Consider the following 17628-nt stretch of genomic DNA (forward strand, 5'->3'; position numbering starts at 1 on the left):
GCGACGCCATGAAGCAGTTCCCCGACTCGCCCGCGCCGGCGTCGTCTCCCGAGACACGCGTCTGGCCCCCCGTCTCCGTCGTCATCCCGGTGCTCAACGAGGAGCGCCACCTACGGGAGGCGGTGAACCAGGTCCTCTCGCAGAAGTACGGAGGACCCATCGAGGTCGTCCTGGCGATCGGCCCGTCCCGGGACCGGACCCAGGAGGTCGCCGACGCGATCGCGGCCGAGGACCCCCGGGTGACCGTGGTCCCGAACCCGACCGGCCGCACCCCCAACGCCCTCAACGCCGCCATCGCCGCGTCCAGGAACGGGATCATCGCCCGGGTGGACGGCCACGCCATGCTCCCGGAGGACTACCTCCAGGTCGCGGTGGAGACGCTGGAGGAGACCGGCGCCGACAACGTGGGCGGCGTGATGGCCGCCGAGGGGACCACCCCCTTCGAGCAGGCCGTGGCCCGGGCCATGACCTCCAAGATCGGTGTGGGCGGCGCCCGGTTCCACACCGGCGGCACCGCGGGCCCGGCCGACACGGTCTACCTGGGCGTGTTCCGGCGCGAGGCGCTGGACCGGGTGGGCGGCTACGACGAGCACTTCCAGCGCGCCCAGGACTGGGAGATGAACCACCGCATCCGCTCCACCGGCGGCCTGGTCTGGTTCCAGCCCCGGATGCGCGTCTCCTACCGGCCGCGGCCGGACATCAGGGCCCTCGCCAAGCAGTACTTCCACTACGGCCGCTGGCGGCGCGTGGTCGCCCGCACCCACGAGGGCACGATCAACCTGCGCTACCTGGCGCCCCCGATGGCGGTGCTGGCCATGCTGGCCGGCCTGCTGGTCTCGCCGTTCTTCTGGCCGGGCCTGCTGATCCCCGGCGGCTACGTCGCGGCGATCGTGGCCGGTTCGGCGGTGACCGGAAGCGGCCTGCCGCCGGGCGCGCTCCTGCGGCTCCCGCTCGTCTACGCCACCATGCACGTCTCGTGGGGCTGGGGCTTCCTGACGAGCCCGGCGAGCCTGGCCAGGCCGGAGCGCTGATCCGCGGACCCGGTCCGCGGGCTTCCGGAGCGGGCGGTCTCCGCGTCCGGCGGGTCTCAGGCCTCCGGGGCCCCCGCGGCGGGCGTCTGCGGCGGGTGGGCGGAACCGGCGGCGAACCTCAGGAGCGTCTCGGCGACGAGCACGTCCACGGGATGGGTGACCTTCATGTTGAGCTCGCTGCCGGGCACGATGTGGATCGGCACGTCCGGCAGGTAGCGCAGCAGCACGCCGCAGTCGTCGGTGGCCGGCCGGTCCGCGAAGCCGGGGTCGGCCAGCGCCCGCTCGTAGGCCTCGCGGATCACCGGCAGCCGGAAGCACTGCGGGGTCTGGGCCCGCCACAGCCGCGACCGGTCCGGGACGTCGCCGACGGTCTCGCCGTACGGCCCGGGCGCGGTCACCACGATCGTGTCGGAGCTCGGGACGGCCACCTCCACGGCCGGATGGACCCGGAGGGCCTCCGCGCACGCGGTGATGATGCGCGGCTCCAGCAGCGGGCGCGCGGCGTCGTGCAGGAGCACGTCGCAGTCCCGGTCGCCCAGCGCCTCCAGCGCCCGCCAGGTGGTCCCGGTACGGCTCGCGCCGCCCTCCAGCACCCGGCCGACCTTCCCGAAGCCGTTGCGGGCGACCAGCCGCTCCACCTCCGCGGTGAAGCCGGGGGTCATCAGCACGAGGACCTCGTCGATCTCCGGAGCGGCGTCGAACACGGCGATCGCGTGCTCGATGATCGTCTTTCCGGCGATCTCGATGAGCTGCTTGGGGGTGCCCCGGCCGACCCGCTGGCCGACCCCGCCAGCGAGGACGACCGCGACGGCCGGGCGGCGTGGTTCAGGAACGGTCAAGGCGGCAATCCTCCGGTGATGCGCGTAGAGCGAGGTTAGCGGTTGGGCGCGCCGGTCGCGCTCCCGTGATATCCCGTCAGGATCTCGCTACGCTGGGTGCGCTCTCCCCGATTCGCACGGTGATCCCGTCGGATGCGAAGGAGCCCGGCTTGCGCGACTCCACCCCTGTCCCCCCGTCTCCGCCACCCCCCTCCGGCACCTCCCCGACGACCGCCGTCATCCTGGCCACCACCGCGGCGGCGTCGCTGCGCTGCGGCGACGGCACCCTGGTCGACCGGCTGACCGCCCAGCTCGGCACGCTCCCGGTCCGGGAGGTGCACGTGGTGGGCCGGTCCGGCGCCGTCATCCGGGCTTCCGACGGCACCCACCTGATCGGGTCGCACGGCTCGGCGGGGCTCGCCGACGACCTGCGCCGCATCGCCCGGGTGGCGCGTGAGGCCACGGGGCCGGTGGCCGTGCTGGCGGGCGACCTGGTGGCCCACACCGAGTCGCTGGCCGTGCTGCTGGACCATCCCGCGCGCGGCACCGGGGCGGTGGTGGCGGTGGAGGAGGACGGCGACGGCCCGCTGCACCCGCCCGTCCGGGTCGAGGACGGCCGGGTGGTGGCCGCGGGTCTCCCCGGGCGGCGCGTCGCCGGGGCCAACGGCACCTTCCGCGGGGTGCTCCAGGTGGGCGACGGCGACCTGGCGAGCCTCGCCGAGGTCGCGGAGGAGCTGGCCGCGCGGGCCGAGGCCGAGGGACCCGGGGGTCCCAGCGGGTCCGGGCCCGGCGGCGCGGGGGCGGGCGAGCTGCTCCTGGCCGGTCTGGTCCGTTCGGGCGTCGCCGTGCGCGCGGCCGGGCCGGGACGGCTCCACTGCGACCGGGTGGCCGGCAGGATCGCGGCCGAGGCCGCCGTGCGGCGCCTGACCGAGGTGGACGAGGACCGCGCCCGCCTGGAGGCGGCGGTCAAGGGCGACGACGGCTTCTTCACCACCTACTTCGTGAGCTCCTGGTCGCCGCACCTGGTCCGGCTGGCCGCCGGGCTGCGGCTGACGCCGAACGCGGTCACCGGGTTCTCCGTCGGCCTGGCCGCGCTCTCGGCCGTCTGGTTCTCGGCGGGGACGCGCGAGGCGCGGGTCGCCGGGGCGGTCCTGCTCTACCTGTCGTTCGTGCTCGACTGCGTGGACGGCCAGCTGGCGCGCTACACCCGCGCGTTCTCCCCGCTCGGCTCGTGGCTGGACGCCACCTTCGACCGGGTCAAGGAGTACGCCGTCTACGCGGGCCTCGCCGCCGGATACGCCGCGGGCACGGCAGTGAGCACATTGGGAGGCACAGCGGAGGGTACGGTGGCCGCCGGCGGGGCCGCCCGGGCCGCCGCGGTGCGTGACATCTGGACGCTCGCCGTGGCCGCGCTGGTCCTGCAGGTGCTCCGGCACATGGTCGACTCCGCCTACTCGGGCGCCCGCGCCGACGCGGCGGCCCGCGCGGCCGCCGGCCGGGCCCTGCCGGGAGTCCGCGCCGGGACGGGACCGCCGCTGGTCCCCGCGCAGGCCCCGGCCCCGGGCCCGCCCTCCGGCGCGCCCGGGGACGAGGACGCGGACACGGGACGGGGCGCCGGACGGCCGGACGCCGGACGGGAGGCGGGCGGTGTCGCCGGGCTCTCGCGCCGCCTGGAGCGGGACGCCTTCGCCCGCTGGCTCAAGAGGGCGATCGTCCTCCCGATCGGGGAGCGCATGGCGCTGATCGCGGTGACCGCGGCGGTGTTCGACGCCCGGGTGACCTTCCTGTCCCTGCTCGCCTGGGGCGGCCTGGCCACCCTCTACATGCTCGGAGGCCGGATGGGCAGGTCGATGGCGCGATGAACGCCTCCCCCGCGGGCCCCGCTCCGGGGCCGCTTCCGCGCACGGCCCCGCCGCGCGGCACCGTGGCGACCCACCGCGACGACGGCGTGCCGTCCCGGGGGATGGGGGCCCTGGTGTCCGGGCAGATCCCGCCGCTGCCGCCCGCGCTCGTCGGGATGTTCGTGACCGGCGTGCTGCTGAGCATCGGCGTGGCCGGGAGCGACGACCTGGCGGTGTTCGCCCCCGTCGTGGTGCTGCTGCTGGCCGGGCCGGGCAGCTCCCACCGGCACGACGGGCGGCTCGACTGGCTGGTCCCGCCGATCCTGCGGCTGACCGAGTACGGCTTCACCGCCTCGGTGGGGTTCGCGCACGACGTGCCGCCGTGGCTGGTCTTCGCGCTGCTCGGCGCGGTGGCCTTCCACCACTACGACGTCGTCAACCGGGTGCGCCAGGACGCCCATCCGCCGCCCTGGCTGGCCGCGGCCGGCCTCGGCTGGGACGGGCGGATGCTGCTGGTCGCCCTGGGCGGGCTCATCGGCCAGGCGACGCCGTTCCTGGTGCTCCTCTCGCTCTACCTGTGGGGGCTGTTCTGCTGGGAGAGCCTCACCTACTGGGCGGCGGTCCCGCGCCCCGGAACGGGCCCCGCGGAGGCCGGGCGCCGGGAGGAGAATGCCTGGTGAACCCCGGATTACACGATCAGGGGTCAAAGGGAACTAACCTTTGGGGCCAGGAGAACCCGCCGAGGGTCTCACTTGGATGAGGAGTGCACGTTGCTGGGAATGGTGCTGGCCGCCGGGGCCGGACGACGCCTGCGGCCGTACACCGACACGCTGCCCAAGGCGCTCGTGCCGGTCGACGGTGACACCACGATCATGGACATCTCGCTGCGGAACCTCGCGGCCGCCGACCTCCGTGACGTCGTGGTCATCGTCGGCTACCAGGCGCAGGCCGTACACGAGCGCAAGGCCGAGCTGGAGCGGCGGCACGGTGTGAAGCTCACCCTCGTGCACAACGACAAGGCCGAGGAGTGGAACAACGCCTACTCCCTGTGGTGCGCGCGCGACTACTTCGACCAGGGCGTGCTGCTGGTCAACGGCGACACCGTGCACCCGGTCTCGGTCGAGCACACGCTGCTGTCGGCCCCGGCCACGAGCGACATCCTGCTCGCGGTGGACGACGTCAAGAAGCTGGCCGACGAGGAGATGAAGGTCGTCCTCGACGGCGACGGCCACCTGGAGCGGATCACCAAGCTGATGGACCCCGCCTCCGCGGCGGGAGAGTACATCGGCGCGACCCTGATCCGCCCGGGCGTCGGCGCGCGCCTGGCCGACGCGCTGCAGGCCACCTTCGAGCGCGACCCGCAGCTGTACTACGAGGACGGCTACCAGGAGCTGGTCGCCCGCGGCGAGAAGATCGCGGTCGCCCCCATCGGCGACGTCCCGTGGGTCGAGGTCGACAACCACGACGACCTGGCGAAGGCGCGGGAGATCGCGTGCCGATACTAGCCAGGATGCTCCCCGCCCCGCTGACCATGGAGGTACGGCGGGGCGCCATCGCGGAGCTCGGCTCGCTGCTGGCCGACAGCCGGGTGGCGACCTCCGGGCGGGTGGCGGTGGCGGTGGGCGCCGGCCAGGGCGACAGGATCGCCTCGGTGATCGCGCCCTCCCTGGGCGAGGCCCAGGTCTTCCGGGTGCCCGACGGCTCCGTCGACGCCGCCGTGACGCTCGGCGCGGACCTGCGCAAGGGCGCCTACGAGGCCGTCGTCGGCATCGGCGGCGGCAAGACGATCGACGCGACGAAGTACGCCGCCTCGCTGGCCGGCATCCCGATGGTGGCGGTGGCCACCAACCTGTCGCACGACGGGATCTGCTCGCCGGTGGCCTCGCTCACCCACGACAGCGGCAAGGGCTCCTTCGGCGTGCCCATGCCGCTGGCCATCATGGTGGACCTCGACTTCGTGCACGACGCGCCCCCGGCGCTGGTCCGCTCCGGGGTCGGCGACGTGGTGAGCAACCTCTCGGCGATCGAGGACTGGCAGCTGGGCAGCACCGAGCGGGGCGAGCCGATCGACGGCCTGGCCTGCTCGATGGCCCGCACCTCGGCGGAGGCCGTCATCGGCCGCCGCGACTCGATCGAGTCGGACGCCTTCCTGACCGTGCTGGCCGAGTCGCTCATCCTGTCCGGGATGTCGATGGTCGTCGCCGGGTCGTCCCGTCCCTCGAGCGGCGGAGACCATGAGATCCTTCATGCCGTGGACCAGCTCTATCCCGGCACCTCCAATCACGGCGAACTCGCCGGGATCGGAGCGGCCTTCTGCTTCTTCCTGCGCGAGGACCCCGTGCGGCTGACCCAGGTCGTCGACTGCCTGCGCGGGCACGACCTCCCGGTCACCCCCGGCGACGTGGGGCTGAGTGCCGAGCAGTTCACGGCGGCGGTCGAGCTGGCGCCCTCGACCCGCCCCGGGCGCTACACGATCCTGGAGCACCTGCGCCTGTCGGAGTCGGAGATCAGGGATCGGGTGGAGGACTATGTCCGGGCCGTCGGTCGCTGAGCTCCGCGCGGTGGCCCAGCCGCACTCGACCATGGAGCGCAACAGCGGCGAGCACTGGGCCGGCGTGCTCTACATGCGCAAACTGTCGATCTACGTCACCTGGGTGCTGGCCAAGACGCCGATCACGCCCAACCAGACCACCTGGCTGATGATCCTGTGCGGCCTGGCGGCGGGCGCCGTCCTGGCGCTGCCCGGTCTCGGGGCGGCGGTGGGCGCGGCCCTGCTGGTCCAGGTCTACCTGCTGCTCGACTGCTCCGACGGGGAGCTGGCCCGCTGGACGCGGCGGACCTCCATCACCGGGGTCTACCTCGACCGGGTCGGCCACTACTTCGCCGAGGCGGCCCTGCTGATCGGGCTGGGCTTCCGGGCCTCGGAGACCCTCCCCGACTGGTACACCGTGGCCGGTTTCGGCGCGGCGCTCGGCGCGATCCTGATCAAGGCGGAGACCGATCTGGTCGACGTGGCGCGGGCCCGCTCGGGTCTGGTGGCGGCGACGGAGTCCTCGGCCGAGCAGTTCCGGTCGCGCGGCCTGGGCCTGGCGCGCAAGGCGGCGGCGGCGCTGAAGTTCCACCGCGTCGTGCAGGCGGTCGAGCTCTCGCTGCTGGTCGTGGTGGCCGCGGTCTGGGACCTGGTGAGCGGCGGCCTGGCCGCGACGCGGGTGCTCGCGGTGGCCTGCGTGGCGGTCGCGGCCCTGCAGATGGTCCTGCACCTGGTCAGCATCCTGGCGTCCCGGCGGCTGTCATGAGGAACCGGACGGCGTCCCGGTGCGTCGTAGGTGCGGACACCTTGCCGTTCGGTGGGTGTTCGCCGACGCTTCCGATACGCTTGTCCCCTGGTGGATCGCCAGACCGCGGTTCAGCCACAATCGTCCGCCCCAGCAGACTCGGTGATCATGAAAGTATGTCCCGCACGTGCTCTCGACGCGTCAAGGCGATGACCCGTTGAAGATCTCGTGCGTCATCCTCACCATGGGCAACCGGATCCCCGAGCTGGACCGGGCGGTCGAGTCCGCGCTGAACCAGGACGACGGCGACGTCGAGGTGGTCATCGTCGGCAACGGCGCGGACGTCCCCGAGCTCTCGGTCGGCGTGCCCCCCGGCTCGTCGGCGACGATCAAGACGGTCCGGCTCTCGCACAACGCGGGTATCCCGGCGGGGCGCAACCGCGGCGTCGAGGAGTGCTCCGGCGACGTGGTGCTCTTCCTCGACGACGACGGCTGGTACGGCGAGCGGACCCTCGTCTCCCATCTGCGGGAGCGCTTCTCCACCGAGCACGACCTCGCGGTCGTCTCCTTCCGGGTGATGGACCCCGACGGCGGCGCCGGGCAGCGCCGCCACGTCCCCCGCCTGCGGGCGGGGGACCCCGAGCGCTCCTCCCCGGTCACCACCTTCCTGGGCGGCGCCTGCGCGATCCGCCGCTCGGCGTTCCTCCAGGTCGGCGGCCTGCCGGAGCGGTTCTTCTACGCCCACGAGGAGACCGACCTGGCCTGGCGGTTGCTCGGCGAGGGCTACCGCATCGAATACGACGCGCAGACCGTCATGTACCACCCGCAGGTCCCGCCGACCCGCCACGCTGACTTCTACCGGCTCAACGCGCGCAACCGCGTCTGGCTGGCCCGCCGCAACCTCCCCTGGCCCCTGGCGTTCCTCTACCTGCTCAACTGGGTCGTCCTCACGCTGGTCCGCGAGCGTTCCCGCCCGGCGCTGAAAGCCTGGTTCCAGGGGTTCCGTGAGGGCCTGCGGGAGCCCGCCGGCGAGCGCCGCCCCATGGGCTGGAAGACCGCCTGGCGCATGCTCCGCCTGGGCCGCCCGCCCATCGTCTGACCTGCCCGGTCCTGCCGGACCGGGTCGTCCCCGGAGCGCTCGGAGCCCCCTGGGGAGGGCCCGGACGCCCCGGAGCGCCCCGACCCGCCTCCCGACCCGCCTCAGAGCGCCTTGGCCTCGCCGAAGGCCATGGCGGTGTGGTCGACGGTGAGGGTCATCAGGGCCCGCTTGGGCAGGCCGAGCTCGCTCAGCTCCCTGGCGACGGGGTGGTTGCCCAGGCGGACCAGCGCGCCGCCGGGACGCGCCCGCACCCCGCGCGGGAAGACCGACCAGGGGATGCGCCGGGTCACGCCGTCGAGGTGGCTGTAGGCGTCGGCGGGCGTCGCGGCGCCGGGCGCCGGCACTCGGAACCCCGGCCTGACCAGCAGGTCGAGCACCAGGCGGCCGTCCTTGCGGACGATGCACCGCTTGTACGGCGAGGCCAGCCGCAGGTCGATGTCCGCGATCTCCTTGGGGAACCCCCAGATCGACCGGCCCGCCTCCAGGGTGAAGCCCTGGTCCACCGGGAGCCAGTGGATGAAGAACCCGGCCCCGGAGCGGCGCAGCTCGGCCAGGTTGGCGCGCAGCCCCCGGCGCGGCGGCGGGCCCGCCTCGGGCGGCCGGATCATGAAGGCGACGCCGAACTCGTGGTAGGCGTCCAGGTCCCCGTCGGCGTAGTCGACGAACGCCAGCGTGCACAGGGCCCTGCCGGGCAGGACCTCGGCGGCGTCCAGCCCCGAGTAGGCGAGCACCGCCCGGGCCGCGTCGGCCCGCACCAGATAGGAAGCGCTGCAGACCGTGGCGTCCCGGACGCGCACGGGCATGCTCACGTCGCGTCCCTGGATCAGATGGCGTGCCATGGTTCCAGTGAACCAAGCTCCCGGCCCGCCGTCACCGGTTCCCCGGCCCATTCCTCCAGCAGGTTGACGAAGGCCGCGGCGTGGGCCGACCAGTCGTGGTGCAGCGCCGCCTCGGCGCGCCCGCGGGCGCCCATGGCCGTCGCGCCGGAGGGGTCGTCCCGCAGCGCCAGCACGGCCCGCACCGCGGCGCCGACGTCCCCGAAGGGCACGACCGCACCGCAGCGGACCCGGTCGACCAGGGCGGCCGCGGCCGGGACCGGGGTGGTGACCACCGGGATCCCCCGGGACATGTATTCAATGATCTTGGTGGGCGCCGGACGCTCCCGGCCGGGGGAGTCGTGCCGGAACGAGAGCCCGGCGATCGAGCCCTCGGCCATCCGCAGGGCGTGCCGGTCGGGGACGTGGCCGTACCAGTCGAGCAGGCCCGCGCGCTGCGCGTCGCGCAGCAGCGGCCGGGTCCCGCCGTCGGCGGGACCGATCAGGTCCAGTCTGATCCCGTGCGGGGCGAGCCGGCGGGCGAGCTCGACGAGTTCGGCCGCGCCCCTGGAGTGCGAGATCCGGCCGAGGTGGACGACCCGGCTCTGGTGCCCGGGCGGCAGCGGAGGACGCCTGGGCACGCGCGCGGTGTCGGGGACGACCGGATGGGGGCCGGCGAAGCGCTCCTGATGGGACTCCCCGGCCAGGACGAGGTGGAGGCGGCGCTCCGCACGGGACTCGATCCGGCGCACCAGCGCGGGCAGGGACCGGAACAGACCCGCCGGGAGGCGGGCGTCGGCGGCCAGGTCGGCGGTGAGGTCCCGGGGATCCTCCCGCACGTCCCAGACGGTGGCGGGGCGGCGCCGGGGCAGCCGGAGCAGCAGCTCGACGTCGTGCACGACCAGCAGGTCGGCGCCCTCGACACCGCGCTCCAGCGCCGCGCGGGCGGCTCCCAGCGCGCGCCGTCGGCGGCGGCCGGCCGCGCGGGGCACATCGACCGCCCGGATCCGCGGATCGGGGGTGACGTTGCAGTCGCTGAAGGGCGCGACGTAGGTGATCTCGTGCCCGGCGTCGAGGAGCGCCCGGATCTGCCGATGCATGATCCGGGCGTCTTCGGGGTGATGGACGACCGTCCCGAAACATACCCGCATATCCCGATGTTGAGCGGTGGTTCCGTCGTCACCGGGTGCGTCGCGTGAACTACCGGGGAACCGGGGTTGAACTCTCCCGGGGCGCCGGAGGCTCCCCGCCGGTGCCCCGGGACTCCGCGGGCCGCCGGTAGAGCCAGACCAGGCGCGGCTCCAGCAGCCACTTGAAGGCCGTACGGGTCTCCGGCAGGCACAGGACGATGGCCAGGGCGACGGAGCTCGACATGATGGCCAGCACGCCCAGGGGGCCGTGCAGCCAGGAGACGTCCAGCCAGCCCTGGTCCTTGGCGATGAGCACCACGACGCCGTGCAGGAGGTAGGCGTAGAGCGTGCGGGTGCCGAGGTCGGAGAACCAGGTCTCGCGCCGGGGCACCAGCGCCAGCAGCGCGACCGACAGCGCCAGCGCGGCGACCAGCATGGCCCCGCGCACGCCGAGCCCGACCCACCAGCTCATGTCCATCGACTTGAAGCTGTAGCGGAAGTAGACGGGCTTGAGGTTGACGTGCGGGGCGAGGAAGATCGCGACCCCGGCGCCGCCGGCGACCACGACCCCGGAGACGATCCTGACCCAGAGCGGCTTGAGCAGGTCGAAGTGCTCGGGCTTGAGCATCAGGCCGAGCACGTAGAACGGGAGCAGGCCGAAGAAGCGGTCGATGCTGAAGTCGCCGGAGATCTCGGAGAAGCCGGCGACCATGTAGATGACCACCGCGACCAGCAGGGGCTGCCGCATCCGGGTCCAGATCGGGGTGGAGATCCGCCAGAGCACCAGGGCCAGGAGATACCAGTTCAGCCAGGCCGGGTCGATGATGGTCAGCGTCCACTTCTGGCCCAGCGCGTAGCGGAGCACCGCGTAGCCGATCTCCACGACCACGTACGGCACCAGCATGGTGTCGACGAGCTTGTTGATCTTCGCGTTGGAGTTCCAGAAGTTCCGGCCGAGGTAGCCGCTGATCAGCACGAACGCCGGCATGTGGAATGTGTAGATGAACATGTACGCGGACTTGGCCGAGTGCGCGTCCATCGTCGGGACCAGCGAGTGCCCGGCCACGACCAGGGCGATCAGGACGAACTTCACGTTGTCGAGGTACGGCTCGCGCTTCTTCCTCGCCGGAGGGGCCGCCGGCTCGTCGGCGGGCAGGTCCTCCCCGCCGGGAGGCCGCTCCGCGGCGGCGCCCGCGAACGGGGGACCCGCCTCCTGCCCGGGAGAGGTCTCCCAGGCCGAGAAGGGCCGCTCCGGGGGAGCCTGCCGGGGGGACGGCTGCGGCGCCCACGCGGGAGCCCGCTCGGGGGTCTGCAGGGCGTCGTGCTCCCGCCCCCGGGCCCATTCGGGGGCCTGTACGGCGTCGCGCTCCTGTCCCCGCACGGGGGCGGGTCCTGCGGGCCGAGGGGCGGACGGGGCCGCAGGCGGGGCCGTGCCGGTGTCCAGCGGGTCGCGGGGCGCGGGCGGCTGGGGCTCGCGGGGTCCGGGCCGGGCCTCGCGGTACGGCGGGTAGCCCCACGCGGTGACCTCGCCGGGCTCCTCCTCGGCGGGCCTGCGGCGACTCCCCCAGCCGGAGGCGGGCTGCCCGGAGTCCGGCGGATCCGGCCAGGAGGCGTCGGACGGCGGGAAGGGCGTCGCAGACGGCTGCGCGTGTCCGGGCATCGGCCACGGGGCGGGGGTCCGGCCACGTCCGTCGGCGGGCCCCGCGGGGGCGGCGCCTTGGGCGCCGTCGTCCCTGGAGGCCGGAACCGGGAAGGAGGATCGGGTGTCGCTCACGGGGGAAACGCTCAGCTATCTGTCGGAGACGGGGGTCGGACGCGCTGGCGGGGACGCCCCGGAGGATGCGGCCGCGTGGGCCCCGTGGGTTCTCCTCGCCGACCTGCCCACCATAAACCGACCGTGCGCCACCTGTCGCACGAGGAACGGGGTTCCCCGGGGTTCGCGGGAAATCGTGACCCTTCCGGAGACGGCGGAATCCGCGCTTTCCGGTACGGCCCCGCCCGTCACTGGCAGGGGTTGGTCTTGGTGTCGACGACCTGGTCCTTGAGGGAGTCGGGGATCTTGGTGGGGACCCGGACGCCCTTCCAGTCGTCGCCGATGACGAGCTGGACGACCGGGCCGGTGGGCGACTGGGTGATCGCGGTGGCCGGGGAGTACTTGTCGGCGCTGATGGGCTTGACCTTGCCCGCGGTGGCGGGCAGCTTCTCGCCGGACAGGCGGGCGGCCAGCGCGTCGGCGTAGGCGGGGCCCTCGGCGGCGTCCTTCTTGGCGTAGCGGACGGAGGTGTTCGGCACGTTGCCGGTGGCCGGGCGGGCGTTGCCGACCTGGGTCACCACGAAGCCCTGCGCGGCGAGCTTGCCGGCGACCTCCGAGGCCAGGCCCGGCTTGTCGGTGCCGTTGAGGACCTGGACCCGGACCTGCTCGTGCTTGACGGCGGGCTTGGCGGAGGCCGTGGGGGAGGCGGTCGGGGTCACCTCGGTGTCGTTCTTGATCGACTCGAAGAGCTCGCTGGCCGCCGGCTGCCGCCAGACGACGCGGTTCTTGTCGGCGGGGTCGGCGCCCCAGGGCACGGTGATGAACTTGACGCCGCTGGCGGTCAGCGCCTTGGCGCTCATCGCGATGTCGATCAGGGCCTGCTGGTCGTCGGCCAGCTCCGGGTCCATCTTGACCGACTTGGTGGCCTCGGAGATGAAGCCGGTGAGCTTGCCGACGTCGGTGAGCAGCTCGCTGCTGGTGGCCTTCTTCACGACCTGGGTGAGGAAGACCTGCTGGCGCTTGATCCGCTGGATGTCGCTGTTGTCGCCGTAGTCGCGCAGCCGGACGTAGCCCAGGGCCTTCTCGCCGTTGAGGTTGGACCAGCCCGCGGGCAGGGTGAGCTTGGCCTTCTTGCTGTCCACCGGCGTCTTGAGGCAGACCCGGATGCCGCCGAGGGCGTCGACGATGTTCTTGAAGCCGGTGAAGTCCACCTCGACGAAGTGGTCGATGCGGATGTCGGTGAGGTGCTCGATCGCGGCGATGGTGCAGGTGATGCCGCCGTCGTTGTAGGCGGTGTTGATCATCGCGTGCCGGGCGGCGACCTGGTTGCCGTTGTCGCCCTCGCAGGCGGGCATGTCCACCATGGAGTCGCGGGGGAAGCTGACGAGCGTCGCCTTGTCTCGGTTGGGCGAGATGTGCATGAGGATGATCGTGTCGGTGCGCTTGCCCGCGTTGAGCATCTTCTGGCCGTACCTGAGGTTGTCGCCCTCGCGGGTGTCCGACCCGACCAGCAGCACGTTGAGCGCGCCGGTGGCGTTCACCGGGCGGTTCTCGCCCAGCTTCTTGTTGACGTCGACCGTGGAGATGCCGCCGAAGGTGTCCCGGTAGACCTTGTAGCCGCCCAGGGTGCCCAGCACCAGCAGGCCCGTCAGGCCGATGCTCGCCCAGCCGCCCGCGCCGATCCGCCTGGCGGACCGGCTCTTGCCGCGGGGGGGTGCGGCGCCCGGCGAGGTCTCCGCCGGGGGAGGGCCGTCGTCGCCGCCGCGCCGGGAGCGGCGGGGACCCGGGCCGGACGGAGGCGTCCGGTCCTTCACGGCGACATGCCGGTGGTCGCTCATGCACCCTCCTCGACTGGCGGCAACGCGTCGTGCTGCCTCTGCTCGCTCATCGCGCCCAAAGAGTAGGACACACTGCCGGTGCGAGGGATTGTGATGGGCTGAACTTGGTCATGCCCATCCTCTTGCTCGCCACCGTGATGATCCGGTCGCCCAGCATACTCAAATTCGGACATTTCATGGAATGTTTGGCAAATTAGGTTTACCGGCCGCGAGAACCAGCGCCAGGCACGCGACCGGCACCGCCGGGAGCACGTACCGGTAGTCGAACTCCGCCGTCGCCGCGGGCATCACCAGCAGCAGCAGCGCCACCGCCCATGGCAACGCCCAGGCCGACCGCCCGGATTCCCGCGCCGCCCTCCGCCGCCACCGCCGCAGGCCCGCCAGGACCGGCGGGGCGACCAGGATCGCCAGCAGCGCCGTGCCGGGCAGCCGGACCGCGTCCTGGTAGGCCCGCATCCAGCCGGCGTACGGCTCGACGATCTCCGTGCCGATCGGCCCCCGCTCGTAGCGCTGCGCGAACTCGGCGCCCACCGTGGCGGGGTAGCGGCCCGGCGGCGGGGGCGGCTCGGCCGGGAACTCGTAGTAGCCGTAGACCTCCGCGTCCGGGTAGACCGGGCGGTCCCAGGTGAAGGAGCGGGCCAGCTCCCCGGCGACCGAACCCAGGTAGTCGAGCGGCTGGCTGCGCAGGGCCAGTGAGGCGAACCGCCCGGCCAGGGCGTCGTTCTCCCGGCTGAAGGTGATGCCGGGCAGCCGGACCAGCGGGGCGTCGGCGCTCCAGATGTACTCCTGGGAGGGAGGCCGCTCGGCCGGGGGCCGGGGGTCGCAGAGCACCGCCAGGTCCGGCGGGGGCCTCATCACCGCGCAGTCGGCGAACGCCATCGTCTTGGAGTAGAGGAAGACGCCGTTCGCGCCGACGAGGCCGACCCGCTGGTAGGTCGCGTGGAACCACGCCCCGTACCCCAGGACCGGCAGCACCGCCGCCGCCAGCATCACCCCGGCGACCACCGTGCGGCCCCGCGCCCGGTACAGCAGCCAGCCCGCGAAGAGGGCGGCCAGCGGGAGGCCGACCGTCCTGGTGAGCGTCGCCGCCGCGACCAGCAGGCCGATCCCGCACGCCGTACGCCGCGTCACCTCGCGGGACAGGGCGAGCAGGACCGCCGCGACGACCAGCGCGGCGAAGAGGGTGTCGGAGACCAGCAGGTGCTCCAGCTCGATCTGGTAGGCGTCCAGGAGCACGGGCGCGGAGGCGAGCGCCGCCGCCCATCCGGAGGCGCGCAGCCGCCGGGCGGCGAGGTAGACCAGGACTCCGATCCCGAGCCCGACCAGGTGCTGGACCAGGGCCACGAGGGCGAAGCTGTGCAGCGGCTCCAGCAGGCGCAGGAACATGGAGTATCCCGCGGGGCGGACCAGGTCCGGGCGGGGCTTCAGCGCGGTGACGACGTAGGTGTAGGAGTCGGGGAACCAGATCGCCGGCCGGTAGCCGAGCATCGTGATCACCCGCAGGACGGCGCCCAGGCCCAGCACCCCCAGGAACCACCGGTGCTCGCGGGCGCGGTTCCGGACCTCCGGCGACCACCGGTGCTCCCGCGCGCGGCCCGGCGCCCACGGGGACCACCGGTGCTCCCGCATGCGGCCCGGCGCCCACGGGGACCACCGGCGTCTCCGGGTGCGGTCGGGCGCCTCCGGGACCGGCTCGTGCTCCCGGGCCGCGCGTCCGCCCGTGAGCCACCGACGTCCCCGTGCCACTCCGGCCACCCACCGCCCCCTTCGCGCGTTGCGCGTACGCTATCGGCTCCGGCGGGCGGGGCCGTACCGGCGGGTCGCGACTACCCTGCGGAGAGGATCATGAGGACCACCTGGCCGGAACGCGTGCGCAGGCCCTCGGCGGGCCGGGTGCTCGCCGTGGCCTCGGCCGCACCCGCGCTCGTGCTGGCGGGCTGGCTGCTCGCCGGGCTCCCGCTGCTGCTGCTCGGCTGGTTCCGGCCGCTCGCCGCGGTCCCGCTGGGCCTGGCCGCCGCCGCGCTGCTGTGCCGGTACGGCCTGCGCCGCCCGCCCGGGGCCGGGTCCGGACCCGGGAGCCGAGCCGCGTCCGGGGCCGGGGTCACGACCGGCTCCGCGTCCGGCGACGGGTCCGGGCGCGGGTCCGAACCGGGGAGGGCGCCCGGGGTCGAGGGGGCGACCCGGTGGCAGGTGGCGGGGGTGCTCGCCGTCGCGGCGGGCTCGGGCGTCCTCAACGCGCTGCTGCACAGCGAGCAGCTGGTCGTCCGCCGCGACCCCGCCACCTACGCGCAGTACGCCGTCTGGCTGGCCACCCGCGGCGCGCTGCCGATCCCGTACGGCGAGGCGGCCTTCGGCGGGCCGGACGCGGCGCTCCGCTTCGACAGCGTGGGCTTCTTCGACCACGGCGGCGCGGTGGTGCCGCAGTTCATGCCGGGCCCGCCGATGGTCTACGCGATCGGCCACTGGCTGGGCGGGCTGCCCGGCCTCCTGCTGACCCCGCCGGTGCTGGGGGCGCTGGCCGTGCTGGTGTTCGCCGGGACCGCCGCCCGGCTGGCCGGGGCCCGGTGGGCGCCGCTCGCCGCGCTGGCGCTCGCGGTCTGCCTGCCGGTCCTCTACACCTCGCGGACCACCTTCAGCGAGATCCCGTCGCTGATCCTGCTCTTCGGCGGGCTGTCGCTGCTGCTGGACGCGCGCTCCCGGCTCGGGGCCGCGCTGGCCGGGCTGGTCTTCGGGCTGGCCGTGCTCGTCCGGATCGACGGCCTGCGGGACGTGCTGCCGGTGCTGGCCTACGCGGGGCTGCTGATCGCCCTGCGCCGGGCGGGGGCACCGGGCGGGAGGCTCGGTCCGCCGCTGCTCGGCGGGTTGCTGGCGGGGGCCGGGCTCGGCTTCGCCGCCGCGTTCCTGCTGGCCGAGCCGTACCTCGACTATCTCGAGGCGTCGTGGAAGCCCCTGCTGGCCGTCTGCGGCGCCGTGCTGCTCCTCACCCTGGCGGCCGCCGCGCTCGCGCCCCGGCTGGCGGGTCCGCTCCGGCGGGCCGCGCGGGTGCGGTGGCTGCCGGAGGCCGCGGCCGGGCTGGCGGCGGCGGTCATGGCGGCCTTCGCGGTCCGGCCGTGGCTGCAGACCGTGACCCGCCGGGCGGTCACCGAGGAGGACCGGACGACCGCGGAGTTCATCGAGAAGACGCAGGTGGCGAACGGGCTCGCCGCCGACGGCACCAGGCTCTACTACGAGGACTCGCTGCACTGGGCGGCCTGGTACGTCGGCGTCCCGGCCGTGCTGCTGGCCACGCTGGCCGCCGCCGTACTGGCCCGCAGGCTGGTGCGGGGGAGGGCGGGCGGGTGGCTGCTCCCGCTGGCGGTGATCGGCTGGACCACGGTCACCACGCTCTACCGCCCGGCGATCACCCCCGACCACCCGTGGGCCGCCCGGCGGCTGGTCCCGGTCGTGCTGCCCGGCCTGATCCTGCTCGCGGTCTGGGGCCTGAAGCGGATCCTCCGGGCGGTCCGGGAGCGGGGGCACGGCCCCGGCGCGCGGAGGGGCGCCGCCGTCCTCGGCGCGGTGCTGCTGGTCGCGCCCGCCGCCGTCACCTCCATCGGGACCGCGTTCACGCCGGTCGGGCGGGGGGAGCGCGCGGCGGTCGGGTCGCTGTGCGCGTCCCTTCCGCGGGACGCCTCGGTGCTCACCGTGGAGCGGGTCACCGCCGACCGGTTCACCCAGCTCGTCCGGGGGGTCTGCGGGGTGCCCGCGGCCCGGGTCGAGGTCGTCCCCGGCACCGACCTGCCGTCCCCGGCCGACGTGACCCGGCTGATCGGCCGGATCCGGGCGGCGGGCCGTACGCCGGTTCTCCTGGCCGCCGAGGCGGGCCAGCTCGCGCCGTACGGCACGCCGGTCCGGGCGATGGCGCTGCGCACCCGCCAGGACGAGCGCTCCCTCACCGAGGCGCCGAACGGCACCTGGTCCCTGTCGGTCGACGTCTGGACGGCCGTGCCCTGACGGAGCGGAGGAGTCCGACGGGACCGGCGAGCGAT

The 17628-nt window shown here is 74.1% G+C and carries 14 protein-coding genes; 8 read left to right on the forward strand and 6 right to left on the reverse strand.

The genetic code is table 11. The annotated features are described in order from the left end of the window. The first annotated feature begins 8 nt into the window (after positions 1–8). Entirely contained in the window at positions 9–1031 is a 1023-nt protein-coding gene (locus tag HS048_RS09215) for a glycosyltransferase family 2 protein (RefSeq protein WP_196467831.1), read from the forward strand. Between the two features lie 56 nt (positions 1032–1087). Here the strand turns inward: HS048_RS09215 and HS048_RS09220 are convergent, their stop codons facing one another. Beyond that, complete coding sequence (locus tag HS048_RS09220) at positions 1088–1870, reverse strand: 2-C-methyl-D-erythritol 4-phosphate cytidylyltransferase (protein ID WP_230880784.1); 783 nt, start codon at positions 1868–1870, stop codon at positions 1088–1090. Between the two features lie 149 nt (positions 1871–2019). Here HS048_RS09220 and HS048_RS09225 point away from each other — a divergent pair, with 149 nt between their 5' ends. The 6 genes from HS048_RS09225 (at position 2020) to HS048_RS09250 (ending at position 8064) form a co-directional block, all read left to right on the forward strand. Further along, positions 2020–3711, forward strand: coding sequence for a CDP-alcohol phosphatidyltransferase family protein (locus HS048_RS09225; RefSeq protein ID WP_196466693.1), 1692 nt, complete (start codon positions 2020–2022; stop codon positions 3709–3711). Next, on the forward strand, positions 3708–4370 hold the full coding sequence (locus HS048_RS38050) for a DUF5941 domain-containing protein (protein WP_255529572.1): 663 nt from the start codon (positions 3708–3710) through the stop codon (positions 4368–4370). Before HS048_RS09225 ends, HS048_RS38050 begins: the two co-directional genes overlap by 4 nt. Before the next feature lie 90 nt (positions 4371–4460). After that, complete coding sequence (locus HS048_RS09235) at positions 4461–5195, forward strand: sugar phosphate nucleotidyltransferase (RefSeq protein WP_068895200.1); 735 nt, start codon at positions 4461–4463, stop codon at positions 5193–5195. A 5-nt stretch (positions 5196–5200) separates the two neighbouring features. Then, entirely contained in the window at positions 5201–6241 is a 1041-nt protein-coding gene (locus HS048_RS09240) for an iron-containing alcohol dehydrogenase family protein (RefSeq protein WP_068894536.1), read from the forward strand. Continuing rightward, positions 6219–6986 (forward strand): CDP-alcohol phosphatidyltransferase family protein, encoded by a 768-nt coding sequence (locus HS048_RS09245; RefSeq protein ID WP_068894537.1) that lies wholly within the window; start codon positions 6219–6221, stop codon positions 6984–6986. Before HS048_RS09240 ends, HS048_RS09245 begins: the two co-directional genes overlap by 23 nt. A gap of 196 nt (positions 6987–7182) precedes the next feature. Next, positions 7183–8064: a glycosyltransferase family 2 protein gene (locus tag HS048_RS09250; RefSeq protein ID WP_084007994.1), complete on the forward strand. Its 882-nt coding sequence runs from the start codon at positions 7183–7185 to the stop codon at positions 8062–8064. A 101-nt stretch (positions 8065–8165) separates the two neighbouring features. Here the strand turns inward: HS048_RS09250 and HS048_RS09255 are convergent, their stop codons facing one another. From HS048_RS09255 to HS048_RS09275, 5 genes are all read right to left on the reverse strand, one after another. After that, a complete protein-coding gene (locus tag HS048_RS09255) occupies positions 8166–8903 on the reverse strand; it encodes an acetoacetate decarboxylase family protein (protein ID WP_196466694.1) in 738 nt (245 codons plus the stop codon). Continuing rightward, positions 8888–9979 carry a glycosyltransferase gene (locus tag HS048_RS09260; RefSeq protein ID WP_230880785.1) on the reverse strand — a complete coding sequence of 364 codons (1092 nt, stop codon included), beginning with the start codon at positions 9977–9979 and terminating at the stop codon, positions 8888–8890. The genes HS048_RS09255 and HS048_RS09260 overlap by 16 nt, the downstream gene beginning before the upstream one ends. Positions 9980–10079: 100 nt before the next feature. Continuing rightward, positions 10080–11783, reverse strand: coding sequence for an acyltransferase family protein (locus tag HS048_RS09265; RefSeq protein ID WP_084007995.1), 1704 nt, complete (start codon positions 11781–11783; stop codon positions 10080–10082). Between the two features lie 227 nt (positions 11784–12010). Further along, positions 12011–13600 carry an LCP family protein gene (locus tag HS048_RS09270; RefSeq protein ID WP_196466696.1) on the reverse strand — a complete coding sequence of 530 codons (1590 nt, stop codon included), beginning with the start codon at positions 13598–13600 and terminating at the stop codon, positions 12011–12013. A 174-nt stretch (positions 13601–13774) separates the two neighbouring features. Next, a complete protein-coding gene (locus HS048_RS09275) occupies positions 13775–15229 on the reverse strand; it encodes a hypothetical protein (protein WP_230880786.1) in 1455 nt (484 codons plus the stop codon). Positions 15230–15445: 216 nt separating this feature from the next. Here HS048_RS09275 and HS048_RS09280 point away from each other — a divergent pair, with 216 nt between their 5' ends. Then, the gene (locus HS048_RS09280; protein ID WP_196466697.1) at positions 15446–17593 is read left to right on the forward strand and encodes a hypothetical protein; all 2148 of its coding nucleotides are present in this window, start codon (positions 15446–15448) and stop codon (positions 17591–17593) included. Positions 17594–17628: the final 35 nt, after the last annotated feature.

Origin of the sequence: Planomonospora sp. ID91781 (assembly GCF_015711595.1) — a bacterium.
GTDB lineage: Bacteria > Actinomycetota > Actinomycetes > Streptosporangiales > Streptosporangiaceae > Planomonospora > Planomonospora parontospora.